Here is a 24,685-nt window from a genome sequence, read left to right as displayed (position 1 = left end):
AGCGCCGCCAACCGGAGCGGGAGTTGACCTCAGGTCAAATAACGGCTGCGCGGATGCGGCTGAGGGTTTCGGGAGCGACGCCCAGGAAGGTGGCGATGTGCTTCAGCGGTACGCGCTGCAGCGCGAGGGGGTAAGTGGCCATCAGGTTGGCATAGCGCTCGGGCGCGGTCTTGAAACGCTGATCGATGATGGATTGCTGCAGCGTGACGAGCGCGTGGGTCAGCAGCAGGTTGTTGAGCCGCTGCATGTCTTCGTGGGCGGCGCTCAGCGCGTCGATCTGCGCGCGGGTGAGGATCAGCAGGTCGCTGTCTTCGAGGGTTTCGATGCACTGGGCGCTTTCCTGCCCGCCGAAAAAGGCGAGGATGGAGCAGAAGAACATGTTTTCAAACACAAACCAGTCGGTGTACTCTTTGTCCTGGTGGAAGTAATACGCGCGGGCGGCGCCCCGGAGCAGGAAGTACATCTTATCGGAGGGCGCGCCGGCGCGCACCAGCACCGTGCCCTTGGGGGCATGCGTGGCGGTGAGGCAGCGGTCGATGTCGGCGAGGGTGCCGGCGCCCAGCGGCGTGATGGCCGCCAGCGTAGCGAAGAACGGTTCCTTCATGGGGGGAAGGTACGAAGCCCTGGCCTCTGGGGGACGCGCACCGAAGGGCGCGCCACCCGAAGCCGTCTCATACACGCTGGCTCTGTTGAATCATCCGGCGCCGGCTTGTGTCTTATGTCGTTTTCAACGCAGGGAAAGGAAGAAAGCCATCGGGACGCAGAGGGTGCTCCTTCGCTAAAGCTTCGGGGCACGGAGCGCGCCGCGTTCGTTAACTATGGTGGTGTTTCTCCTAAAAGGCATCAACGCCGCTGCTTTTCGTAAGCGGAGCCTCCTGCTACGCAGGACATGCGCGGAGGCGGAACTACAGGCACCGATCTTTTACTCAAATTGTATTGCGTAAGGCAACGAGCAGAAGTCTGTTCACAACCTTTCAGGCTGCCTTCGCGCATGTCCCGCACCGCGGGGCGCTTGAAATACGATGTTGATCTTTAGTACGGGGCAAACATATATCAAGCTATAGCACAAGAAACAGCCTCTTTGCGTCTCCCACAACCTCGGCGTTCAAAATTCCCCTCTCTTTGTCTTTGCGTTCAAAAAAACCGCTACCAACGGCCACCCTCAACCCACCTGCTTCCGCAGCTCGTTCAGTGGGTAAAAGGAATCGCGCCAGTAGATAGCAGGAGATACGCCACTCCTGCCGGAAATGGAGTACCATGGGGAGGCAAGTTTATATTCACCGTCTGAATACCATCCTCCTGTCCTCGAAATACGAAACGTGCCTGCCCCAACGTTTAACCACTATGATGCTCCGCTCCCTGCTTTCCGGGTTGCTGCTTGCCGCCACGCTTGTCGCTTCCGCCCAAAAGGTGGCCTCCTACCGCTGCGCGCCGGCGCAGGTCCGCACCTACTGGAATGGCCCTGACGGCAAGCCGCTGGGTTCCTTCCAGGACCTCGTGGCGGCGCACCCGAAGATCCGCTTTGCGATGAACGGCGGGATGTATGCTTCTAACCTTTCGCCGGTGGGCCTGTACGTGGAGGGGGGCAAACAGCTGAAGCCGCTGCGGCGGATCAACAACCCGAAGGTGAACTTCGGCATCCAGCCGCAGGGCGTGTTCGGCATCCGCAACGGCAGCGCCTTCGTGGAGCCGGTGGGGAGTTACGAGACAAAGGGCGTTACCTATGCCACGCAGTCGGCGCCGATGCTGGTAGTGGAGGGCAAGCGCAACCCGAACCTGCCCGTGGGCCTGCACCTCGTGCGCAATGGCGTCGGCATCCTGCCCGACGGGCGCGTGCTGCTGGCAGTAAGCGAAGACGCCGTGACCTTTCACCAGTTTGCCGACTGGTTCCTGCGGCAGGGTTGCCGCACGGCCCTGTACCTCGACGGCAACGTGTCGGAGTACTGGGTAAAGGGCCGCGATCCGTGGGGGCGCTTCGGGCCGTTCATCGCGGTGGATTAAGCCGCAAGCAACAGTCGTAGCAAAAAACTAGCTTTGGCCCCTAAACCGTTCCCCGATGAAACGACTGCTCCTCCTGCTGCTTTCCTGCTACTGCTTTTCTACTGCATTCGCCCAGGGCACGGGCCCTGTGTTTGAGCAGCAGCTCCGGGCCATCCTGTACGCGCCGGGTGCGGAGGCGGTCACCGGTGAGTACAAAAGTGAAACAAAGGGGTCCCAGTATGTCACCTATTATTATACGTCGCTCCTCCCGCTCGAAGGGTTCGCGCTGCGCGTGGAGGACACGAACGGCTGGTTCCAGCTGAAGGCTACCTACAGGAGCCTGGGCGCCCAGGAAGCGCTGTACAACAACTTGCTGGCCACCTTCCGGAAAATGGGCCCGGACTTTACCGCCGAGATCGACAACAGCTATGTAGGTGCCCTGACCAGTAACGGGACGGGGGCCCGCCCCGCGCTGAAACTGACCACGAAGAAAAATAGCGTAGTCTGGGCTGAATTCCTGACCGATGGCCGGGTCGTCATTGATTTTTCACTCAACCTCGAAACGGAGCAAAGCCGCTGGGACCACCGCATCTACGAAAAGATCAACACCGAGGCCGAATGCCTGGCGGCAATGAACGGGCTCCTGAAAAAGCTGGTGGGCAAACCTTTTTCGGCAAACGGCGTGACCCTGGGCACGATCACGAAGCTGGAAGTGAGCGCCTCGGGGTACGAGTACAGCCTAACCAAAAAAGCAAAGGCAGGCGCAAAAACGCGCCCCGAAATCCTTTCCGTAACGTACCGCGGGATCCAGTGGAAAGGGAGCGACCTGCACAAGGAAGAGTCCGCCGCCATGGACGGGCTCACAGTGCTCGTCGTCAGTCTCGATGAGCCGGCGCAGATCACCTACAACGACAACGGAAAGATCATCCGTGAAAAAGCCGAAAAGATCGAAGGCCTGGCCGTTCTGCAGGAAGACAAGCGGGAAATGACCGCCTACCTCAACTGGTTGTTCAATCAGAAATAAGCACGGCACTGCAACCGGACACAGCGGGCATTAGCCGCGGCGAATAAAACCGACCTTTGCCTCATGGCCGCCGATACGCTCGTCAAACCCGTTTTCAAGCCCGAAATCTCGTTCCAGGTGGATACGCAGGTGTTCGAGGAGCGCAGCACCATCGTGCACGTAACGGTGCACGAGTTCACGCTGGCGCGCATCTGGCCCACCACCTTTCTCGTGCAGGACGACGGCGCGCGCAAGCGCCTGCTGCAGGCCTACCACATCGCTGAGTACCCGATGTGGCGCTACCTCGTGCCGGGCGACACCTTCACCCTCGTGTTCGAGGGCCTCGACCGCCGCTGCCTCCTCTTCGACCTGTTTGAAGACATCCCCGAGCCCGGTGCCCTGCACATCGAAAACATCGAGCGCAATAAGAGCGACGTGTACCGCGTGGACCTGGAGACGGACGGGAATTACTAAGAGCTGCCTGGCCTTTTTTATTACTTCGACGACACTCCCGATGGCCGGGTCATTGGGGATGGTATTCGTCGAGCGCCGGCGCAATGGGGTTGCCCCGGGGCCATTCGCAGGCGAGGTCCCGATCACAGGCAGCTTGCGTTTGCGGGACGAGGTCCCGTTCGCACGCGAACGGGATGACGGTGCGCGCACCGTCATCCCGTAAACCCCATAGGATCCTTTCCCACGTGAGTGGCCGCAGGCGGATGGGGCCCCGCCAACCTTTCCCTGCAGCTCCCTACGCCTGGCTCGTTTGCCACAAATGCCCCTCGGGGTCCCATTCCCAAATGTCTTTCATCACTCTGCATCTGTATGGGGCCCTGTGTCCGACACCCAATGCCGTCATCCCGGCGCTTGCCGCCGGGACCTCACCGCGACCTCTACGCCGCTGGCGCGACCGAAGGTCATTGCGAGCCCCGCCTTCTGCAGGGTAAACTCCGCGAAGCCCGTCCCACTTGAGTCAGCCAGGCGGGTTACCCCTCCGTTACGCAAACTATGCCCGCGCATATTGAAGTCTTCGCAAGGCGGGAAAAGCCTTTAGGTTATGGAGTTTGTCCCGAGGCCTCGGGACGTTTCACTCGCAATGACGGGCTACGCCCGTCGCCTCCGCCAAAGCTGTACTCCTCAGCCCGCAGGGCGTCTCTCGCACGCTCGAATAAGAACGACCGGCCACCCTGTGATACGCTTCCTATAGTCTGTTGGTACAGAACCTGCCTCTTCGTGCCCTCCGTGAATCGCTCCCCGCCCTCTGCGTTAAAAACGAACAAGCTACCAGCACCCTATCCCCTCCACCGCCCGCCCACAAAACCTGACCGCTGCGCCACATTTTTTCGGTTACGCTTCCGCAACCGGTAACTTAGGGACTCGTTTGCGCGTATCAATTCGCAACCACCGCTTCATTATGAAAGTCTTTCTCGCCGCCCTCGCAGCGCTCCTCAGCACCGCCGCCGCCGCACAGGGGCCGCTCTTTATGCCCAAGAACATCCAGGCCGCCTACGCCGCCGGCACCCGCAGCGCCGACGGCGCCCCCGGACCGAAGTACTGGCAGAACAAAGGCCGCTACAGCATCGACGTACGCGTGACCCCGCCCGCAAAGACCATCACCGGCAGCGAAACGATCGTGTATACCAACAACAGCCCCGGCACGCTAAACCGCCTGACCATCAAGCTCATTCAGAACATCCACCAACCCGGCGCCTCGCGCCAGGGCGGCACCGGCCGCGACTACCTCACCGACGGCATCTTCATCGACCGCTATACCGAGAACGGCGTGGAGAAAAAGGTGCGCGCCAACACCGTGCGCACCTTCATGGACGTGCCGCTGACGAAGAAGCTCGCCCCCGGCGACAGCGTCACCGTCACCTTCAACTGGCACTACGACGTAAGCCAGCAGAGCGGCCGCGAGGGACGCCTCGATTCCACCTCCTTCTTCCTTGCCTACTTCTACCCGCGCATCGCCGTGTACGACGACACCCACGGATGGGACCGCATGGACTTCGTGGAGGCGCAGGAGTTCTACAACGACTTCAACGACTACCAGGTGGCCGTGACCGTGCCCGCCAACTATATGGTGTGGGGCACCGGGATGCTGCAGAACGCCGCGCAGGTGCTGCAACCCGCCTACCTGGAGAAATACAACCGCAGCCTCACCTCCGACAACGTCATCAACATAGTAACCCAGGCCGATATCCGCACCGGCGGCATCACCACCCAGGGGGCTACGAACACCTGGCGCTTCGCCGCTACCCACGTGCCCGACGCCGCCTTCTGCATCTCCGACCACTACGTGTGGGACGCCGCCTCGATCGTGGTGGACAAGGCCACCGGCCGCCGCGCCTCCTGCCAGTCCGCCTATATCGACACGGCGAAGAACTTTCACAACCAGGTGCGCTACATCCGCCACGCGCTCGACTACTTCAGCAACGTGTGGCCGGGCGTGGCCTATCCCTTCCCGAAGAGTACCATCATCCAGGGCGTGGCCGACATGGAATACCCGATGATGGCCAACGACTCGCCGCAGGACGACTCCGTGTTCCAGCGCTTCGTGGCCGAGCACGAGGTGGGCCACAGCTACTTCCCCTTTTACATGGGCATCAACGAGCACCGCTACGGCTTTATGGACGAAGGCTGGACCACCGCCTTTGAATACCTAGCCAACATCAACAACCTGGGTGCCGGCCAGGCGGGGGAATTCTTCAAGTTGTTCCGCGTGAACAATTGGGCGACGGCCCCCACCGACGAAACCCAGGTGCCCATCATTACGCCGGTGAACCTCCTGGGCAGCCCCGCCCTCGGCATCAACGAATACGGCAAGCCCGCCCTGGCCTACCTGGCCCTCAAAGACCTCCTCGGCGACGACAGCTTCCGCAAAAGCCTCCAGGGCTTCATGCAGCGCTGGAACGGCAAGCACCCCCTGCCCTGGGATATGTTCAACTCCTTCTCCAACCTTTCCGGCCGCGACCTGGGCTGGTTCTGGAACAACTGGTTCTTCACCTCCAGCTACATGGACGTCGCCGTGGACAAGCTGACCCCCGGCAAGACCGGCAGCACGCTGACCGTAAAGAACATCGGCGGCTTCTTCATCCCCTTCGACGTGCTGGTGACCTATGCCGACGGCAGCAACGCCACGGTGCATTGCACGGCCAACGTGTGGTCGAAGAACGGCCAGCTGGCCACGGTGCAGCTACCCGGCACGAAAAAGATCACAGGTGTGAAGATCGACAACGGCCTGTACGTAGACGCCGACCCTGCTAACAACAGCTGGGGCGACGCCGGCAAGAAAGCCCTGTCCGCCGCCCAGCTCGATCAATTGGTCGGTACCTATTCCTCCGCCCAGATCCCCGTCAAGCTGACCATCACCCGCACGGGCACGACGCTGAAAGCCCAGGGCGAAGGCCAGGACCCGCTGGAGCTGGCTTATGAAGGTGGGAATACGTTTGTGTCGGCTGCCCAGGGGTTGAAGTTTGAGTTCGACCCGGGGAAAGGAGAGCTGACGATGAAGCAGGGGGGCGGGAGTTTTGTGTTTAAGAAGGGGCCGGCGGGCTTTTAGTGGGCCTGTAGCTTATATTTCCAACCCATAGAGGCCGGACCCGAAAGGTCCGGCCTCTTATATGGCCCAACCGGATTTACCCGGCTGCTTCGCGAAGGGTGCGGAGCTCCCTGCATAATGCATCGGGCGCAGCTAGAGCAGGCGGCATTAAAAAAGCCTGGTCCGGGGACCAGGCTTTTTTAATGGGAAGGCGTTGAATTAATAACGGCTGTTGTTGTAACCACCGCCGCTGAAGCTGCGGGCGGGGCGGTCTTCTTTCGGCTTGGCTTCCGTCACGCGGATGGTGCGGCCGTCAACGACGCCGTCGTTCAGCTCGGCGATCGCTTTGCGGGCAGCCTCGTTGTCCGGCATTTCTACGAAGCCGAAGCCACGGGAGCGGCCGGATTCGCGGTCGTTGATAATCTTGGCGGAGGACACGTCACCATAAGGCGTAAAAAAGGCTTTGAGATCTTCATCCTGCACATTGAAGCTCAGGTTGGAAACATAAATGTTCATGTTCTTGATAATTAAACGGTAAAAAAGCTTGAGAAAGGCAAGAAGTTGAAGACTAGCTAAGGTGCAGTTGAAGCAAGATGGCAATCGATCACTAATGCGAGGCTCAAATAACACGGTGAAGATAGCCTTTCGGGCCGGGATCAAATGCGAATTGTTTGGTAAAGGGGGGAGGAACGGAAAGGACAACACCCCTGCCCTGGGATAGGTTCAACAGCTTCTCCAACCGCTCCGGCCGCGATCGCACCTGGTTCTGGAACAACTGGTTCTTCACGGGCATTTTTCGCTGGCTCCCAGGGATTTCCGTTTCCTAGATCGCCAAAACCAGCCCATTGTGCTTTTTTAAGGAGATAGGGTAATATGTTGGTCCGCCTGTCGAGTCTCTATACAAGTCGCAGTTAGTAGTAGCCTAGTAGATCAGCCTTTTTTGCTAGATTTGGTAAAACCTAAACTGCTTATTATGGATTTCAAAGACCACGTCAAGGTCATTTCAGACCGCGTCGCTAAACTCAAAGACCAAATTAATACGGAAGAAGCAACTAAGAACGCTTTTATAATGCCTTTCATTCAGGCTATGGGATATGATGTATTCAACCCACTTGAAGTAGTTCCAGAATTCATTGCCGACATCGGAATCAAGAAGGGAGAAAAGGTGGATTACGCCATCATCAAAGATGGCCACCCGATCATGCTCATTGAATGCAAGCACTGGTCTGCCGACCTCAACCCCCATAACAGCCAGCTCTTTCGCTACTTCCATACGACCAAAGCCAAGTTTGGTATCCTGACCAATGGAATCAATTACCGCTTCTATACGGACCTGGTGGAAACAAATAAGATGGACGAGAAGCCCTACTTTGAATTCCGTATAGACGATATGAAGGATGTTCAGATCGAAAAGCTTAAAGAGTTTTCCAAGTCCAATTTTAATATTGAAAGCATCATCAATACGGCCAGTGAGCTGAAGTATTTGTCTGAGCTGCGTAACCTTATCCATAAGGAACTGGGCGAACCCTCAGACGACTTCACCCGCTTGTTCGCAAAAAGTGTCTACCCTTCAATGGTTACGTCTAAAGTGCTTGATCAATTTAAGGGGCTTGTGAAAAAGTCTTTCAGCCAGTATATCAACGACACGATCAATGATCGTCTGAAAACCGCCCTTTCAGCCGAGGAGGAAATTGTAAACCAACAGGAGAAAGAAGATATAGCGCCTGTCGAAGAGTCCAAAGTGGTAACAACTGCTGAAGAAATGGAAGGCTTCCACATCGTGCGGGCGATTGTTTCTGCCAAAGTAAAAGCAACTCGGGTTTGCATGCGGGATGCCCAGTCCTATTGCGCCATCCTGCTAGACGACAACAACCGTCGGCCAATCTGCCGCCTTCACTTCAATGGTAAGAAGAAGCAGGTTACGTTCTTTGACACCGAAAAAGAGGAGAGAGTCGAGTTAGAGGAAGTCATCGCCTTATATGATCATGCTACCCGCCTACTGAAGACTGTGGAACAGCATGAATTGGCAAACACGAAAACAACAGTATAATTGGTTTGTTAACTTCATATATCCCCTTACTGGGGCTATATTTTTACTGCACTTTTTTGCGTACAGGATTTTGTTGAATAAACGAACGCAATAACGGGAGGTATTTCAAGCCTCTTAACGTTTTGAGGTTCGAATAAAGGGTTCAGGATAGGCCTGGCGGTACAAAATTTGAAAGCCACATTGTTCAACGAAGCTTCATTTGGCGATCTGGTCAAACGCCAGATCAGGATGTGCTGGCGGCGGAGATTATAGAAATCCTTGAGTGTGCCCGGAGAGCTTTCGGTGATACTAGAGGATTTGAACAAATGACATCTTAATGCTTGAGCGTAGGATGCAAATATGAATAAATCAAAAACTAGCTTATGGGCCAAGACCTTATTGTCAGCAGTCTGCTTCATCAAACATTCGAATTGCAGGAGCAACGAAACAAAGCGTTGGATGCATCGGGGGAACGTTTCAACATATTCTCCATTCTGTCCCTCGAGTACAACGAGCCGAGGTTGCATTCACGTTTTATCGCGGAATTGCTGGATCCTTCCGGGGCGCACCAGCAAAAAGAACTTTTCCTGCGGCAGTTTTTGGAGTTGCTCGACATTCCGGAGTTAAGCCAGTGCAGTCTTTCGGGGACGAAAGTGTATACAGAGGAATTCATTGGGCCAATCGACAACGAATATCTGAACGGCGGCTACATCGATATAGTAATAAAGATCCCGGGTCAGCCGGTATTCCTCATTGAAAACAAGATAAATGCCGGCGACCAGAAGCACCAATTGATCCGCTACAAGAACTACTACCGTGATTCGTATCTGATCTACCTTACAAAAGACGGTCGCCCTCCATCCCAGATAGCTACCCACAACCAAATCACGAAGGAGCAATTGGTCGACTTCAAGCTGGATTCACGGCACCGAAGGTTATCCTACGAAGCTGATGTCCTCGAATGGTTAGAGCAATGCCGGGGGAAGATATCCGGAAATAGCAGGCTGCGTGAAACAGTGAATCAATATATCTCTACCGTTAAAAAGATCACAGATCAAACAACCGATAATTTTATGGCAAATCAAATTGCAGACATCGTACTGGCTTCGAATGAGCATCTGGCCAGTTTCTTTTCCATACGGGAAATGCCTGTTGTGAAGGCTGTGGAGCATCGGCTCCTGGCTAAGTTCGTTACCCAAATGAAAGAGGTGGCGGACAGGCTTGGGTTAACTTATTCCGCGGACTCTATTGACGAGGATTTCGGAACGCGTGAGCATGGAACGGAACTGGAGTTTTTCATACCTGGCTCTCCGCTGATGCTCTGCCTCGGTTTCGAAAAGTGGAAAACCGATTTCAGCATTGGGGTGTTTGCAGGAAAGGACATTTTTAATCAGAGTCAAAAAGAAGTCATCTCCAATCATTTTGGACTCAAGTTCGGAAAGCATACCCATGTTGACGGTTGGTATTATTTGATGTTTTTTTCGGATTCAAAAAGGGGTGATGAATACTTGAATATTTGGTTTGAAAATAACATGGCTATCTGGGGCGCCATTAATGACGGGACACTTGCTGTGAAAATGGAGGGATATTTCCGTGAGATCCTCGCTGATTTGCCTGAATTGATTTCAACTACTGAGCTTGTCGAAAAGTAAAGTTCAGGCAATCGAAACCGACTTGTTCCATCGCTAAGCCAACTCCATGAAAGAACAAATCCCCGACTTCCAGAAAATCATGTACCCTGCGCTCGCCGCCCTCCGCGACGGAGCCCCCACCCGGCGCAGGAGCTCATCGCCCAACTCGGAAAGCACTTCCAGCTTTCCGACCCACATCTGGCCATTATGGTGCCGAGCGGGCAGCAGCCGCTGTTCAAAAACCGGGTCACGTGGGCGGTAACCTACCTGAAAAAGGCCGGGTTGCTTCAAGCCGTTAAGCGCGGGGTGTACCAGATCACGGAGGCGGGTTTGGCGATCCTGAAGCAAGACATCGACTACATCAACCTGGCCTACCTCGAGAAGTTCGACGCTTATAAAGAATGGACCGGTTCCTTTGGGAAGGCCGAGGCCCACACCCGAAACCGAGGAAAAGCCGGCGGTAAGCGAAACCCCGGAGGAACTGATCGGCGAAAGTCTTGCCCGCGTGCACGCATCCATCGCGGCCGACCTGTTGGAAACGTTGAAGCAGAAAACGCCCGCGCAGTTTGAGAAATTCGTTCTGCTCCTGCTGCAGGGTATGGGTTATGGCATGATGGAGGAAAACGCGATCGAAGTCGTGGGTCAATCCGGCGACTTCGGCATCGACGGTATCATCTACCAGGACAAACTCGGCATCGATCGGATATACGTACAAGCCAAGAAATGGAATGATAACAAAGTGCAGTCAAAAGAGATCCGCGACTTTATCGGTTCGCTCAGCCTGCGCGGTACCAACAAAGGCGTGTTCATCACCACCTCGCGTTTTACCGACGATGCGCTCCGCACCGCTACGATGAACCCGCAGAACAAGATCATCCTGATTGACGGTCCTAAGCTGGCTGACTTCGCCATTCAATTCAATATTGGCGTACAGGTGAAGAAGCGCTATGAGCTAAAAGATATCGACCAGGACTTTTTTGATGAATTATAAGTTGTCGTAGCATGTGGGATAGCAGGTATAATCTACTAGTGAACAATTCAATGATGTCAGTGAGACAAACCTACTTGCGGAACCTATTCATAGCTTTCGGTTTCTAACAAATCAGCAGCCTACTCGCTTTTACGAAAGCTGTCGACCAGAAATAACTTCCGCAACAATGATGGTTTGGATCATGGCACTTCTTCCTGCTCAATCACTATGGCCCGCTTTTTTTCTTCTAGAAAAGAGCGTTCACTTTCAATATCCCAATAAATTAGACGTTCCTCATTTAGATAGTTGAGCACCGGCCTATAAGCCGGGATAATTTCCGGAGTTCCTGCAATAATAAGAAGACAATTTGTTCGGGTAGTGATCGTATAAGCGAATTCGAAAATCTCTTTTTCGAATTCGACGGGAGCCTGAAGCGACCAAACAACCAGATTCTTCTCGAGCCCTTTCAATTTCAAAATGGTAGAAGTCTCTACAAGTATCCCATTGGGGCGGATCTTATTGCAAATGTTGTTATCCCTTTCAAGAATGGTTATTAGATCAACGTCAAAGCACCGATATCGCTCTCTGATTGAGATGATCTTTTTAGAAAGAGCTTCTGTGTCATTTGCAAATACAATGATCGGTCTTGCGCCGGGAGGGGCGCCTTTGTAAGGAGTGATTGCTTCGGTTCCATTGCGTTCCTCCCGGTTTCCAGAAACATAGGACGAAAGAGGCTGGAGCGCCTCACATACACGGAAAGGCAAGCGATAAGATCCTTTCAATCGGTGAAAAGTTCGGCGGTTCATTTCATCGTCTCCTCTTGGGATACTTCCAGCCTTCCCGATATGAACTGCTTGTGCTAAATCGCCGGCAATATGCAGGTTGTTCGCCTCTCTTACTAGCATCGACATTATCTCGAAATCTGCAGGCGTGCAATCTTGAAATTCATCCACGAAAATGTAATCGAACATTTCGGGAGCTTGGCCCTGTTTCAACTTGTTGTAGAAAAGTTGCCTGCGCGCAATAAACGAATGTCCTGCCCTTTCAGTTCGATGCATCCAAAGTGCATATTTGTGTAAAGCCGTCCAAACTGCTTTTCGGGCCATCCCGCTATCAAGCTTCGGGTTATTGCCGCGGCCGACCCTCTCCAGGTTCTGGTAGTGTTCTTCTCCAAGACTCAATTTGCATTGAAGACCGAAAATAACACGATGGTACTCCTCCATAAGGAAAGCGGGTTCCATTACTTTGGTGTAGGCTTTAGGATTTAAGTCAAGTTCATCCCGAACTTCAGCGATGATTTGGGACAATTTGTTTAAATGCAGTGATTCGTCGAACGGGCGCATAACAATGCGGCCGACAAGCTTAGGCAACATTTCAAAATGTACGAGCTTGATTTCGCATTCTTTATCACCTTTTATCTTGATGATTCCAGTTCCATCAGATGGGTCGCGATACTCATGAATTGTATAAGACTTGCCTTTTGCGCCTAACATGTCAATGAGCCAAGCTCTCAGTTGCTTGATAAGTGACTTATTGAACGTGGTTACAAGAATCGAAAGAGGTTTCTGCCACTGAAAGTGTTCGAAAACGTTAATGATTTTTTCTGTGATGACTACGCTTTTGCCACAGCCTGCCGGGCCAACGATTACCGAAGGATTTGTTTCAAAGCGAGCTGCCTTTTCCTGTAGCTCATTTAGTTCAACGTTTCTACGGATCCGCAGAGGTGGATTAAATATGTCAAACGTGTCAGGTACGTCCCTCAAGTTGAACATTATTCCTGATTGCACTTTTTCCAATGCAATAGCTTCGAAGGAGTGGTCTCGCCAACTTACAGGGTAGGTTGAGGCCCTTAGCCCGTATTCGGTTCTCAGTTGGTCCCGGAAAGCCGTCAGTGATGAAAGTGTACCTTGGAACAGGTCGCCGTTTGTTTTCGTGTTATTAAGCTTATAATTATTTTTTTGAAGGTTTCCAGATAAGCTAAGCATCAATCGCCGCTTATTCTCTTGCGCTGAGGTGAGGAGTAAGACTTTGGATGGCTCAAAAGTGGCTATGAGCTCGTTAAAATTGCTTTCCAAGTACTCTTTGTTGTCAGTTGAGTCGAACAGATAGCTGGCGCAGATCCAAGGGTTCGAAACCCCTACTTCCTGTCTGTTACTCCACGAGTAAACATGATACTCAACTGGAAAGTTTTGCAGTTCCGGGTAATGTCTGATCATTTCCGGCCACAAGTAAGAGCGCAGATAGTCAAGCATAAATGGACTTGAGTCTACGTTTATTATTCGAAGCATCGGTCTTTTATTGGTATTCCGCATAAACGCGATAAATCCAAGACCGAAGCAAATTTGCACGCAGCCGGTTCCAGCTCCAAGGTCAAATATTTCGATAGGCGTCTGTGCATCACAGGCTTCCATAACCTTGTCTGCAAACTGAGTAAGGAAAACGTTTATTCTCCTTGCCTGGTACCAAAGTGAGTACGTAAGCGGCGTTGTATAACGATCATAGCACAGGTCTTTCCCTTCAGTCAGGTGATAGGCCTCCTGTTGTGCCTTTTGAAGGTCGTAACGAAAATTATCGGTATTCTTATGTTTCTGGTAAAATGCCAATGCGGCATTGTGAATTACTTTTTCGAGAGTGGGTTGCTGCTGAAGCAGCCAGTTGGTAAAGGTTTGTTTCTGCATGTCAGATTGGTTTGAATCCCTCTTTGCCAATTCCGATATCGGGGATGTATTCTTTAAAAATGGCTTCAACTTGTTTATATCGATCCTGGCCCCATCCCATCTCTTGGATCAACTTCTTTGCTTCTTCTCGCGTGCCAGCAGTGAATTTTCCACGGTCAGCATGAAAGGGCTGGACAATGAACTTCTTGATTCCAGTGGCAAGAAGGGTCTGAGCAAACGAGTGGGGGTCTTCGACTGGCAATAAAGGAGTCATTGTAATGCAGGATGCTATCCCCGCATCATGAACCTCGCGAATCGCTTGCAAGCGCATTTTATTACTCGGACAATGAGGTTCAAATGTCTTTCGAACCGTTTCACTATCCGTTGTAACTGTCATATTGACCTGAATATTGTCAAGGCGACTCAGTAAATCAATGTCTCGAGTTACAAGAGGACTTCGAGTTTGGATGACAATTCTTGGCTGATGAAATTCCAATAGTTCTTTGAGTATTCCACGCGTCAACTCGAGCTTTTTCTCTATTGGTTGATAGGGGTCTGTCACACTGCTCATATAGATCGTCTTGCCGGTAATAGGCTTTGAACGTATTTTTCTGATAAGAGCGAGCGCATTTTCCTTAACGTTTACCCAATACCCCCAATTTTCTTTTTGTTCGTTATCACGGGCGAAAAATGCGGCATAACAATAGGAGCATCCAAAGGCACATCCAGAATATGGATTTAAAGTATAGTCATAGCTATCCATAAAGCCAGTTGTGCGGTTTAGGATAGATACTACTTCCTTGTAATGGATCGAAGAGTGTCCGAGTTTTAAAGGTCGTTCATCTGAATTCTCGGAAAACAGCCCGATTTGCGTCATTAGTTGGTGGTTCAATCGTGAATCGTGTGATTTCGAAAAATACAATAAAAAACACACATTGTATACCCGTATGTTTTAATACTAGTTGAATTATGCTAGCTAATTCGTTATGGTGTTTATGCGTATTTCTACGCACCCTCCCGGTGTTTTCACCAGAAATTCCTGAGGATCTCACCAAAAATTCCTGATGATTTTCCCCCAAAAAACGGGGTAAATCCTCATGGAACCCACAAAGGGGGAAGCTAGCTTCGGTTTCCGTACAACAGGGCGCGCGGAGCCGCAGGGTAACCCGGCCCGCGCGCCTTCGAAGTTCATTCTCAAGGGTTTAATTAGTCAGTACAAAGCCGGAACGAGCGGTTTACCGTGCGTCAGGACCGTCGGATGGAGCGTCAGGCCCCTGGGCAAGTGCGTCAGGCGTTTGGGAAGAGGCGTCAAGGGCCGGGGAAGGTCCGTCAACGGGTGCACCGGGGTCCGTCAAGCGCCGGGGCAACTGCGTCAGGCACCGCGGGCCGCCCGTCAGGCGGGGGGGAAGGTCCGTCAATCGACGCTGTGGGTTGCGTCACGCGGCAAGGGCAGGTCCGTCAAGCAGCAGTGAGCCCTGTGTCAACCGGCCCGGACGGGTACGTCAGGCGAGGGGAGAAGGTCCGTCAAGCGGCAGCGAAGGGGCGTCAACGGGCAGTGCCGGTGGCGGCGAGCCTACCGGCCCGGGTGTTGGTCCAAGCCGGCAGGGACGCCTGAAAAAGAGGGAAGTTTTCTTCATTCATAAACACGTAAAACGATCACCATGAAAAAGAACAACATCGCCCGCCTCAACATGTTTGACGGCATGATCCTGCTTTTCGACGCCAACCGCGCGCTCATTGCCCGCATCCCGGCCTTCCAGTCGGGCTCGGAGCGCTTCCAGCGAACCGTCGCCGAGCTCAAGCTGGCCGCCGAGGAGGAAAAAGCCCAGTCGGGCGGCGTCACCGAGGCCAAAAAGCTGCAAAAGGCAGCCGTGGCTGCCGACGTGGCCACCCTGGCCGGCGCCGCCTTCTCCTTTGCCAACGACAACGGCCGGCCCGAGCTCGCCGGTGAAATGAAGTATTCGGAGCGCGACCTGCAGCGCCTCAAAGACCAGGACTTCCTCTTTACGGGTCGCCGCCTGCTGCGGGGCGTACGCGCCGAGCTCGCCCACCTGGCCGATTACGCGGTAACCGAAGCGATGCTCGACGACGCCGATGCCGCCATCACTGCTTACGAAAAAGGCGCCCCCGCACCCCGCAAGGTGATCGTGCACCGCAGCGACGCCTCCGACCGCGTGGAGGAGCTCGACGCCCAGGCAAACGCCATTCTAAAGCTCACCCTCGACAAGCTGGTGAAACAATACAGCAAGACCGACCCGGACTTCGTGAACCAGTATAAAAAATGCGCATCATCGTCGACGCCGCCACTTCCGGCACCTCACTCACCCTCCACGTGTCTGGCCCCGACGCGCAACCCCTCGCCGCCGCGGAGGTGCGCATCGAAGGCACCGGCGTCAAGGGCATCACCGACGCCCACGGCAAGTGCATCCTCAAAGACGTCGAGCCCGGCACGAAAAAGATCACCATCGCCCACCGCGATTATACACAGAAGACCCTGGAAGACGTACAGCTGAAGCCGGGCAAAAGCAACAAGCTGAAGGCAGCTTTGTAACGCAATCGCCATCTGATCAAAAGCCGGAGATCCCGTTTGGAAGCATGCGGGACCTCCGGCCATTTTGTTGCGCGGAGCGCAACAAAAACGGTCGAAATCGTCGCGCCTTTCGGCTGCTCCAGCCTGACAGGAGAGAGGACCGACGGACATGCGCCCGTCGTCCCAGCTCCCTCGTTGCGCCGTTGCGCCGTCGTGCCGTCGCGCTCCGGCGCCCGCTTGCGGGCCGCCACCGCCGCCCCACCGGCCCTGTTTTTGAATGCCTTCCTGCCGGAAGCGTCCGGCACCGGCAAAACCTTCCCCCCTGCGTTATGAAAAAGGAACAGAAAAAGCAGATGGAAGCGCTCTACGTGGAGCTCGTCAAGTTGCAGAAGGAGGTCATCGCCTCCGGGCTGAAGCTCCTCGTGGTGCTCGAGGGCCGCGATGCCGCCGGCAAGGACGGCACCGTCAAGCGGATCATCAAGCACCTCAGCCCCCGCGAAACGCGCGTGGTGGCCCTCAGCAAGCCCTCCGACCGCGAGCAGGGACAGTGGTACTTCCAGCGCTTTACCGGGTACCTGCCCACCTCCGGCGAGTTCGTGCTCTTCAACCGCAGCTGGTACAACCGCGCCGGCGTGGAAAAGGTGATGGGCTTTTGCACCGACGAGGAATACCAGGCCTTCTTCCGCGACGTGGAGGGGTTTGAAAAGCTCCTCACCGATGCCGGCATCATCCTCCTCAAGTATTACCTCGACATCAGCAAAAAGGAGCAGGCCACCCGCCTCGCCGACCGCCGCCGCGACCCGCTGAAGCAGTGGAAAATCAGCCCGATCGACGAAAAGGCCCAGCAGCTGTGGGGCGACTATTCCAGCGCCCGCAACAAGATGCTGCGCAAGACCAACTTCCAGAAATCCCCCTGGTTCGTGGCCAACGCCGAAGACAAGAATAATATGCACATCGCCCTCATCGCCCACCTGCTCCGCCACGTGGAATACCGCGGCAAAGACCACGGCCTCCTCGAGCAGCACAACAAGCTCGTCTACCCCGCCTCCCCCGAGCACCTCGAGGCAAGGCTTTACCCCTGAGGGTTCAAGAGGGTTCAGGAGGGTTTAGGAGGTTTAGAAAGGTTGGTAGCGGGATGGGCCGGGCGAATGCCCGTCATTGCGGGCGGGGCAGGCTGCTGCGTTCGCAATGACCCCGCCCCAGGCGGGATCGCTTACGCCCGTCGGCCCTGCCGGCAACAAAAAGCCAGGACCGGGGTCCTGGCTTTTTCGTTTACATCAAACCCGCTTCGACCGTTTTAGTGGCGCCCCGCGCCACTAAAAGGCCGCCCTCGCCTTCACCGGTGCCTTCGGCGCCGGCGCCTTTTGCGGCGGGTTGGCCTTCAGGCCCTCCAGGGCGATCTGGATGGCCTTTTCGAGCTGCGGGTCGTGGCCGGCGATGACGTCGGCGGGCCATTGCTCCACCTCCACGTCGGGCGGGGTGCCCACGTTCTCGATGCCGAAGCCGTTCGCGTCGAAGAAGGCCACGTTGGGGGCCGTTACCACGCCGCCGTCGATGAACTCGGGGTAGCCCAGCACGCCCACGAGGCCGCCCCAGGTGGTCTTGCCCACGAGGGTGCCCAGCTTCGCCTGCCGGAACAGGTAGGGCAGGTAGTCGCCGCCCGAGCCGGCGGTCTCGTCGATCAGCATCACCTTCGGTCCCTGGATCGACGCGTTGGGAGCCTTCTGGTCTTTGCCGTAGCGGTAGCGCCAGTACGAGTTGAGGGGCCGCTTCAGGAGGTCGATGTAGTAGTCGGCCAGCTGCCCGCCGCCGTTGAAGCGCTCGTCGATGATGATGGCGGCCTTGTCGGCCTGCGGGTAGAAGTAGCGCTTGAAATACTCGTGGCCCAGGGCCGCGGTGTTGGGCACGTATACGTAGGCCACCTGCCCGTTGGTGGCTTCGTGCACCTTGCGCATGTTGCCTTCCACCCAGTCGCGGTTGCGCAGCGCCGTTTCGCTGGCCACCGGCACCACCTTCACGGTGCGCGTGTTGGCGCCCTCGGCCGAAGCGGCCACGGTGAGCGTCACGATCTTGTCGGCGGTATTTTCAAAGTAGCTGTAGAAGTTGCGGTCGGCGGTCACGTCGGCGCCGTTCACCTTGAGGATGAAGTCGCCCACGCTAACGTTGGCGCCGGGCTCGGTCAGCGGCGAGCGCAGCTCGGGCGTCCAGTTGAGGCCGCCGTAGATCTTTTTGATGCGGTAGCGGTTGCCGGCCACCTCGTAGTCGGCGCCCAGCAGTCCGCCCGGAACGGTCTCGGGGTTGGCGCGGCGGTCGCCCGAGGCATCGAAGCGGTGGTGCCCCACGGAGAGCTCGCTGAACATCCATTGCATCACGCGGTAGAGGTCGTTGGTGCTGGCCACGTCGGGGAGCAGCGCGGCGTATTTCGTTTTCATGGCCGGCCAGTTCACGCCGTGCATGTTGGAGTCGTAGAAGAAATCGCGGTTTACGCGCCAGGCTTCGTTGAAGATGTTCTTCCATTCTTCCCTGGGGTTGATCTTCACCTGCAGGCCGGCGGTGTTGATCATCGACTCGGGTGTCGGCTTCTGGCCCGTGGGTGCCACGCCCCACTTGCCCTTCGTGACGAAGAGGGTCTTCTCGCCCTTCGCGGCAATGCGGTAGTTGTCGGCCGGCAGGATGGGTTCTTCCTTGCGCTTCTTCAGGCTGTATAGATTCAGCATCGTGGGCGTGGCGTTGTGCGGCGCGGCCGACAGGTAAAAGAGCTCGCCTTCCTTCAGCACGGATAGATTGCTGTAGCGGCCCTTCGGCAGCGGCAGGGCCACGATGCGGTTCTGGATGCCGTCCCAGTCGATGGTCACGCGCTTGCGGCTCGAGTCGGCCTTGTAGGGCGCCTTCGCGCTGCTGTCGACGGGCTCGGTCTCGTTCTCCCGGGCCAGCGGCGAGGGCACGCTCTTTTGCAGGGTGATGAGGTAGAGCGCGTTGGTGGACTCCATGTCGTTGTTCGACTGGTCGAACCAGTTCACCACCGGCCCCGCGTCGGTGCTGGCCAGCAGGTACAGGTATTTGCCCGAGGGGTCGAAGGTGGGCTCGCTTACATTGGAAAGCGCGTCGGTCACCGCGCTCGACTTGCCGGCGGCGAAGGAATGGATCCAGGCCCGCTCGAAGTTGGTCGTGGTGATGGTGGTGTAGGCGAGGTGCTGCCCGTCGGCCGACCAGCTGCCAAACAGGTCGCGGAACGCACCCGGGGTGTATTGCTCGTCTTCGGCGATCTTCTGGATCGTACCCGCGGCGAGGTCGGCCACGTAGAGGCGGCGGCCGTTGTCCACGAACGCGATCTTCCGGCTGTCGGGCGACCAGTGCGGGTGGGCGTAGAAGCCCGAGCCGTTGAGGCGGAGCACCTGCGCCGTGCCGCTGCCGTCCTGCGCCATCACGTGCAGGGCGTATTCGCCCGAGGCGTCGCTGAACCAGGCAATGAGCTTGCCGTTGGGCGACCAGGCCGGGTCTTTTTCGTGCACGCCGGGGCTGTTGGTCAGGTTGAGGAGGTCGCCCTTCTGCGCGGGCAGGGTCAGGATCTCGCCGCGGTAGTCGAGCACCACGCGGGTGCCGGTGGGCGAGATATCGCCGCCGCGGATGTATTGCTCGCCCTTCACGTAGCGCTCGCGCTGGTCGAGCAGGTCGGCGGCGATGCCGATCTTCAGGCGGTTCACCGCGCCGGATGGGGCGTCGTATACGTGGAGATAGCCCGCTTGTGAAAAGATGATCCCGTCGGCCGAGCCGTCGAGCCCCGACACGGGGAAGTCGGTAAACTTCGTCAGCTGGCTGACGGCTTTCGTGGCGGTGTTGTAGCTATAGAGGTTGAACTCGCCGTTGCGGTCGCTGCGGAAGTACACCGTGCTGCCCTTCCACACGGGTTTGGAGTCGTTGCTCCCGGTGGCGGGCTTGGGGATCTCCGTTACGCTGTGCGAGCGGGTGTCGTAGATCCAGATGCGCGACGCCGTGCCGCCGCGGTAGCCTTTCCATTGCTCGAAGCGGTCGGGGATGGTGGTGTAGGCGATGCTGCTTCCGTCGGGGCTGTAAGAAGCCCAGAACGCGTTGGGGACGGGCAGCTGCTGCTCGGCGCCGGATTGTATATCTACGGTAAAGAGCTGGTAGTAGCGGTTGGTGAAGCTCGTACGCTGCGAGGCGAAGAGGATCTTCTTGCCGTCGGCGGAGAAGTCGCGCACGAGGTCGGCGCCGGGGTGCCAGGTCAGTCGGCGCGGCACGCCGCCGGCGGCGGGCACCACAAACACGTCGGTGTTGCCGTCGTACTGGCCGGTGAAGGCGATCATCGTTCCATCGGGGGAGAATACGGGGTTGGATTCCGCGCCTTCGCTCACCGTAATTCTACGGGGGTAGGAGCCGTCGCGGTTCGCCACCCACAGGTCTTCGGCATAGATAAAGGCAATGGCGTTCTTGCTGATGGCGGGCTGCCAGAGCAGGCGGGTGTCGGTGGTGTTTTGCGCGGAGGCAAAAACGGAGGTCAGCAGCAGGAGCGTGCTGAGGACGGAGCGAGGGTGGTAACGCATTCATCCAAAATACGGCATCTAACCGGAAAAGCCTCGGGGCCGCGGTTGTTTTCGCGGGGAGGTAATGCGGTTAGGGGTATCCGGAAGCGAGGGGCGGGCCCTACCGGTCGTCCGCCACCGGCAGGGGCAGGGGCACCCGCACGGTCATCTGCCAATGGCTATGCCCCTCGCGGGCCACCGAAAGCTGGCCGTTCATCGAGGCCACCCGGTTGCGGATGCCGCCCAGGTCGGGCTCGGGGTGCGGCTGCGTGCTGTCGCCCTGCAGCCGGATCATCAGCACCCGCAGGCAGGCCTGCTGCTGCTCCCTTTCGAGGCAGATGACCACTTCGGCAACGCGCGGGCCGGCGTCCATGTTGTTGAAAAGATCCTGGCAGATCCGGAAAAAGTCCATCGCTTCTTCATTGGTCAGCAGGCCCGGGTCGAGCGTGCAGTCGAAGGTGCAGGGAATGCCTTTCCGCACCTGGAACTCCCGGCACAGCACGGCCAGGGTTTCTTTCAACCCGAGGTCTTCCAGCATCCCCGGGCTGAAGGAGAAGGCGATCTCCCGGATCGTATGCACCATGCGCCCGGAAAGCTTCGACACCTGTTCCATCCGTCCCCGGGCGCCTTCGGGCAGCGCGTCGGTGTGGCTCTCCAGCCAGTCCATGTTCATCTTGATCATCGAGGCCAGCTGGGCCAGTTCCTCGTGCAGCTCCAGCGCTACGTACTTCCGGTCCTTTTCCATGCGCTGCTTGAAATGGCGGGCGAGGCTTTTGAACTCGCGGTAGCGCGCTTCCATCTCCTGCTCGATCAGCTTTTTTTCCGTCACATCTTTTGCGATCGCGAACACCACTTCCTGCTCCGGGAAATAAACGGAGGTCCAGTGCAGCCAGATCACCTTGCCGCTTTTGCTGCGGTAGCGGTTCTGGAAATTGATGAGAGCTTCGCCCTCGAGGAGCTTCTGTCTTTTTTCGTGTGTCAGGCCCTGGTCGTCGGGATGAATGAAAGAGGCGATCGGGCTTTGCAGGAGTTCTTCTTCCGAATATTCGAGTTTGCTCCGCACGGCGCCGTTGATCTTCTTGAAATAGCCATCCTTGCCGGCGATGCACACCAGGTCGGGCGTTAGTTCAAAGAAGCTGCTGATGTCGAAATCACCGGTTTTCAGGGGGAACATAAGAACGAAGGTACGCCGTAGGAAAGCGATGGGCTGCCGATGGGCAAGCCCTTCCATGAAGCCCGGCGGCCATCACCCTGCTGGCCCTTGTGAAGGCTTACCCGCCCGGGCAGGCTGCTGCGCTCGCAATGACGCTGCGTGCGCCAGGACGCTGCGCGACTTCCGCTCTGCCAGCCCTGCGGTTCAACGGCTGGCAACCCGCTATGCCACCGGCGGTTGTATCGGCAGGAACACTTCAAACAAGGCTCCTTCGCCGGGTGTTCCCTCGGCGCGGATAAAGCCGTAGTGGTGCTCCACTACTTTCTTTACGATCGACAGGCCCACGCCGGTGCCGCTGTATTCGTTCTTGCCGTGGAGGCGGGCGAACATCTGGAAGATCTTTTCGCTGTACGTATTGTCGAAGCCGATGCCGTTGTCGGCTACGCGGAGCACGTGGTAGCGCTGCCCGTTCTCGGTGGCTTCGCCGGCCGAAAGGGTCACTACGGGCGGCACGCCCGGCTTGCTGTATTTGAGGGCGTTGGAGATCAGGTTTTGCAAGAGCTGCTGCAGCTGCCGCCGGTAGCCCGTCACGCGGGGGAGCGCCGCCACGCGGATGTCGGCGCTCTTTTCACGGATGTCGAGCTCCAGGTCTTCGAGCACGCGCGCGGCAACCTCGGCGAGGTCTACGGGCGCCATTTCCTGGGGCCGCTCGCTCACATGCGAATAGGTGAGGAGGTCGTCTACCAGGTGGCCCATGCGGCGGGAGGCGTTCTCGATGCGCTCGAAAGAGCCTTGCTGCGCGGGGCTCAGCTGCGTATATAATTGCTCTTTCAGCTGCGCGGTGAAGAAGTGGATCTTGCGGATCGGCTCTTTCAGGTCGTGCGAGGCGGCGTGGGCGAATTCCTCGAGGTTCTGGTTGGAGCGCTTCAGCTCGGTGATGTTGCGCACGAGCTCGTGCTGCAATTGTTTCAAAGCGGTATAGTCCGTGAGGTGCACCACGATGTCGCCGTTGATGGGCACGGCACCCATCTCGTTGTAGATGTCGAGCCCGTCGGCGCGGTAGTGGTTTTCCCAGGTGCGGGCTTCGCCCGAAAGCGCCACCGCACGGATGTTGCGGAAGGAGTCGGTGTCGAAGTAGCCGGGAAAGAATTCGGAGACGCGCTTGCCCACCAGTTCTGCGGGCGACTTGCCGGTGTAGGCCGCGTAGGCCTCGTTGGTGAGCTTGTAGGTGAAGTCCACCACATCGCCTCCTTCTATTACGGGCTCGAGCACCTGCAGCGCGGAGGTAAATACGTTGATGATGGTTTGCAGCGAGGCGTGCGAAGCAAGGAGCTGGTTGTGGGCTTCGGCCAGTTCGGAGGTCTGCTCGCCTACGCGCCGGGCCAGTTCTTCGGCAAACAGCTTCTGGTCGGTAATGTCCTGCACCATGCTGATCATCTTGAGCGGCGTTCCGGCGCCGTCAAAAAACACGCGGCCCATGATGCGGATCCATATCACCGAGCCGTCGCCGCGGTACATCCGCGAGTCGTATTCGAGCTTCCCGTCGGCGATGGCGCGGCGGTAGGCTTCTTCACGCCTCACCTGGTCGTCGGGGTGCATGCGGCGGAGAAAATCGTTCAGCTTGTTGGCCCCGGGTAGCCCGAAAAGCTCTTCGATCCGCGCGGAAACGACCACGTCTTCGGTCTGAAGGTCTACCTCCACCACGCCGAGGTTGCCGGCCTCAATGGCAAGGCTGGCCTTTTCATGGGCGCGTTGCAGGTCCTGGATCAGCTGCACCGTCTGGGTGGTTTCGGTACAGGTCACGAACACGCCGGCGGGCTTGCCGCGCTCGTCGATCACGGGGCTGTAGCTGTAGGTCCAGTAAACTTCTTCGAGCCGGCCGTTGCGGTAGATGGGCAGCAGCTGGTCCTGGTGCCAGGAGGCTTCGCCGCCGGCGAGGATGGCGTCGATCTGCGGCTGGATGTCGGGCCAGATCTCGGGCCATACGTCGGCGCCGCGCTTGCCGAGGGCACCGGGGTGCTTGCCGTCGTTGCCGAGGCTGGGGCGGTAGGCGTCGTTGTAAAAACAGATGTGTTCGGGACCCCAGAACAGGAACATGGGGAAACGGGAGCGGAGCAGGATGCTCAGCGTGGTACGGAGGCTTTGCGGCCAGGTGGCGGGATCGCCGAGCACCGTTTCGCCCCAGGCATGACGGCGGGTGAGCAGGCCCATTTCGCCGCCACCGTTGAGGAAGGCGGGCACTTTCGCTATGATGTTCGTAGGTTCCAGGGTGGTGACTTAGCGGGGAAAAATGAAATTACGAACATTTTCCATAAGATGGGTTGCCGCGGGTGTTAAGAAGCGAAAAGGAGGAGTCCGGCGCCGGTACTTTGGGGGTACCTTTACGGTTGCCGGTGCCCGCGGCCGGCACCGGTTCAAACCCTGACGCCATGGAAGGAAATCCATCCGCCTATCATGCCCCCGCCGGTCTCCGCATCGGCCATATTCACCTGCGGGTGACCGACCTCGGCCGTTCCGTCGCCTTTTACCGCGACGTGATGGGCTTCGACCTGCTGGCCGACCTGGGCACGGTGGCCTTCCTGTCGGTGGGCGGCTACCACCACCACATCGCGCTGAACACCTGGCACAGCAAGGGCGGCGCGCCGGCGCCGGC

General features: G+C 57.0%; 18 protein-coding genes and 1 pseudogene. 11 read left to right on the top strand and 8 right to left on the bottom strand.

Features of this window, described 5'->3' with window-relative positions; all coding sequences use genetic code 11:
- Nucleotides 1-34 precede the first annotated feature (34 nt).
- Nucleotides 35-604, bottom strand: coding sequence for a Crp/Fnr family transcriptional regulator (locus E0486_RS13945; RefSeq protein ID WP_131852829.1), 570 nt, complete (start codon nt 602-604; stop codon nt 35-37).
- 740 nt (nt 605-1,344) lie between these two features.
- Between E0486_RS13945 and E0486_RS13940 the strand changes: the two genes are divergently transcribed.
- From E0486_RS13940 to E0486_RS13925, 4 genes are all read left to right on the top strand, one after another.
- Complete coding sequence (locus E0486_RS13940; RefSeq protein WP_165917339.1) at nt 1,345-2,001, top strand: phosphodiester glycosidase family protein; 657 nt, start codon at nt 1,345-1,347, stop codon at nt 1,999-2,001.
- 55 nt (nt 2,002-2,056) lie between these two features.
- Nucleotides 2,057-3,004, top strand: a complete 948-nt coding sequence (locus E0486_RS13935; RefSeq protein ID WP_131852825.1) for a hypothetical protein — start codon at nt 2,057-2,059, stop codon at nt 3,002-3,004.
- A gap of 63 nt (nt 3,005-3,067) precedes the next feature.
- Entirely contained in the window at nt 3,068-3,457 is a 390-nt protein-coding gene (locus E0486_RS13930; protein WP_131852823.1) for a hypothetical protein, read from the top strand.
- Between the two features lie 937 nt (nt 3,458-4,394).
- A complete protein-coding gene (locus tag E0486_RS13925) occupies nt 4,395-6,542 on the top strand; it encodes a M1 family metallopeptidase (protein WP_207906261.1) in 2,148 nt (715 codons plus the stop codon).
- A 198-nt stretch (nt 6,543-6,740) separates the two neighbouring features.
- Here E0486_RS13925 and E0486_RS13920 read toward each other — a convergent pair whose 3' ends face one another.
- Nucleotides 6,741-7,037, bottom strand: a complete 297-nt coding sequence (locus E0486_RS13920; RefSeq protein WP_131852821.1) for an RNA recognition motif domain-containing protein — start codon at nt 7,035-7,037, stop codon at nt 6,741-6,743.
- Nucleotides 7,038-7,494: 457 nt separating this feature from the next.
- Here E0486_RS13920 and E0486_RS13915 point away from each other — a divergent pair, with 457 nt between their 5' ends.
- The 4 genes and pseudogenes from E0486_RS13915 (at nt 7,495) to E0486_RS13900 (ending at nt 11,172) form a co-directional block, all read left to right on the top strand.
- On the top strand, nt 7,495-8,571 hold the full coding sequence (locus tag E0486_RS13915; RefSeq protein WP_131852819.1) for a type I restriction endonuclease: 1,077 nt from the start codon (nt 7,495-7,497) through the stop codon (nt 8,569-8,571).
- A 362-nt stretch (nt 8,572-8,933) separates the two neighbouring features.
- On the top strand, nt 8,934-10,202 hold the full coding sequence (locus E0486_RS13910; protein ID WP_131852817.1) for a PDDEXK-like family protein: 1,269 nt from the start codon (nt 8,934-8,936) through the stop codon (nt 10,200-10,202).
- 123 nt (nt 10,203-10,325) lie between these two features.
- A pseudogene (locus E0486_RS19370) lies at nt 10,326-10,514 on the top strand (winged helix-turn-helix domain-containing protein); the annotation flags it as partial.
- Nucleotides 10,515-10,596: 82 nt separating this feature from the next.
- Nucleotides 10,597-11,172, top strand: a complete 576-nt coding sequence (locus tag E0486_RS13900; RefSeq protein ID WP_165917338.1) for a restriction endonuclease — start codon at nt 10,597-10,599, stop codon at nt 11,170-11,172.
- A 179-nt stretch (nt 11,173-11,351) separates the two neighbouring features.
- On the opposite strand, the gene E0486_RS13895 is transcribed toward E0486_RS13900, so the two are convergent.
- From E0486_RS13895 to E0486_RS19365, 3 genes are all read right to left on the bottom strand, one after another.
- Nucleotides 11,352-13,829 carry a UvrD-helicase domain-containing protein gene (locus E0486_RS13895; protein ID WP_131852813.1) on the bottom strand — a complete coding sequence of 826 codons (2,478 nt, stop codon included), beginning with the start codon at nt 13,827-13,829 and terminating at the stop codon, nt 11,352-11,354.
- A 1-nt stretch (nt 13,830) separates the two neighbouring features.
- On the bottom strand, nt 13,831-14,685 hold the full coding sequence (locus tag E0486_RS13890) for an SPL family radical SAM protein (RefSeq protein WP_131852811.1): 855 nt from the start codon (nt 14,683-14,685) through the stop codon (nt 13,831-13,833).
- Nucleotides 14,686-15,445: 760 nt separating this feature from the next.
- The gene (locus E0486_RS19365; RefSeq protein ID WP_165917337.1) at nt 15,446-15,961 is read right to left on the bottom strand and encodes a hypothetical protein; all 516 of its coding nucleotides are present in this window, start codon (nt 15,959-15,961) and stop codon (nt 15,446-15,448) included.
- A 128-nt stretch (nt 15,962-16,089) separates the two neighbouring features.
- Between E0486_RS19365 and E0486_RS19360 the strand changes: the two genes are divergently transcribed.
- Both E0486_RS19360 and ppk2 read left to right on the top strand, forming a co-directional pair.
- Complete coding sequence (locus E0486_RS19360; protein WP_131852809.1) at nt 16,090-16,359, top strand: carboxypeptidase-like regulatory domain-containing protein; 270 nt, start codon at nt 16,090-16,092, stop codon at nt 16,357-16,359.
- 308 nt (nt 16,360-16,667) lie between these two features.
- On the top strand, nt 16,668-17,420 hold the full coding sequence (gene ppk2 / locus E0486_RS13880; protein ID WP_131852807.1) for a polyphosphate kinase 2: 753 nt from the start codon (nt 16,668-16,670) through the stop codon (nt 17,418-17,420).
- Nucleotides 17,421-17,654: 234 nt separating this feature from the next.
- On the opposite strand, the gene E0486_RS13875 is transcribed toward ppk2, so the two are convergent.
- The 3 genes from E0486_RS13875 to E0486_RS13865 all read right to left on the bottom strand — a co-directional run bounded on the left by E0486_RS13875 (nt 17,655) and on the right by E0486_RS13865 (nt 24,273).
- Nucleotides 17,655-20,900, bottom strand: coding sequence for a S41 family peptidase (locus E0486_RS13875; RefSeq protein WP_131852805.1), 3,246 nt, complete (start codon nt 20,898-20,900; stop codon nt 17,655-17,657).
- Nucleotides 20,901-21,000: 100 nt separating this feature from the next.
- Nucleotides 21,001-22,053 carry a sensor histidine kinase gene (locus E0486_RS13870; protein WP_165917336.1) on the bottom strand — a complete coding sequence of 351 codons (1,053 nt, stop codon included), beginning with the start codon at nt 22,051-22,053 and terminating at the stop codon, nt 21,001-21,003.
- A 201-nt stretch (nt 22,054-22,254) separates the two neighbouring features.
- Complete coding sequence (locus E0486_RS13865) at nt 22,255-24,273, bottom strand: PAS domain-containing sensor histidine kinase (protein ID WP_131852801.1); 2,019 nt, start codon at nt 24,271-24,273, stop codon at nt 22,255-22,257.
- Between the two features lie 188 nt (nt 24,274-24,461).
- Between E0486_RS13865 and E0486_RS13860 the strand changes: the two genes are divergently transcribed.
- On the top strand, nt 24,462-24,685 hold a 224-nt coding region (locus E0486_RS13860; protein WP_207906260.1), incomplete at its 3' end, for a VOC family protein.

It is taken from the genome of Flaviaesturariibacter aridisoli (assembly GCF_004343705.1).
Taxonomy (GTDB): domain Bacteria; phylum Bacteroidota; class Bacteroidia; order Chitinophagales; family Chitinophagaceae; genus Flavisolibacter; species Flavisolibacter aridisoli.
Note: the sequence above shows the minus strand (reverse complement) of the source record. Positions and strands in the feature narration are given on the sequence as shown.

Coding starts and splice junctions, on each gene's coding strand:
- E0486_RS13945 (WP_131852829.1), bottom strand. CDS start 604: ATGAAGGAACCGTTCTTCGCTACGCTGGCGGCCATCACGCCGCTGGGC.
- E0486_RS13940 (WP_165917339.1), top strand. CDS start 1,345: ATGATGCTCCGCTCCCTGCTTTCCGGGTTGCTGCTTGCCGCCACGCTT.
- E0486_RS13935 (WP_131852825.1), top strand. CDS start 2,057: ATGAAACGACTGCTCCTCCTGCTGCTTTCCTGCTACTGCTTTTCTACT.
- E0486_RS13930 (WP_131852823.1), top strand. CDS start 3,068: ATGGCCGCCGATACGCTCGTCAAACCCGTTTTCAAGCCCGAAATCTCG.
- E0486_RS13925 (WP_207906261.1), top strand. CDS start 4,395: ATGAAAGTCTTTCTCGCCGCCCTCGCAGCGCTCCTCAGCACCGCCGCC.
- E0486_RS13920 (WP_131852821.1), bottom strand. CDS start 7,037: ATGAACATTTATGTTTCCAACCTGAGCTTCAATGTGCAGGATGAAGAT.
- E0486_RS13915 (WP_131852819.1), top strand. CDS start 7,495: ATGGATTTCAAAGACCACGTCAAGGTCATTTCAGACCGCGTCGCTAAA.
- E0486_RS13910 (WP_131852817.1), top strand. CDS start 8,934: ATGGGCCAAGACCTTATTGTCAGCAGTCTGCTTCATCAAACATTCGAA.
- E0486_RS13895 (WP_131852813.1), bottom strand. CDS start 13,829: ATGCAGAAACAAACCTTTACCAACTGGCTGCTTCAGCAGCAACCCACT.
- E0486_RS13890 (WP_131852811.1), bottom strand. CDS start 14,685: ATGACGCAAATCGGGCTGTTTTCCGAGAATTCAGATGAACGACCTTTA.
- E0486_RS19360 (WP_131852809.1), top strand. CDS start 16,090: ATGCGCATCATCGTCGACGCCGCCACTTCCGGCACCTCACTCACCCTC.
- ppk2 (WP_131852807.1), top strand. CDS start 16,668: ATGAAAAAGGAACAGAAAAAGCAGATGGAAGCGCTCTACGTGGAGCTC.
- E0486_RS13875 (WP_131852805.1), bottom strand. CDS start 20,900: ATGCGTTACCACCCTCGCTCCGTCCTCAGCACGCTCCTGCTGCTGACC.
- E0486_RS13870 (WP_165917336.1), bottom strand. CDS start 22,053: ATGTTCCCCCTGAAAACCGGTGATTTCGACATCAGCAGCTTCTTTGAA.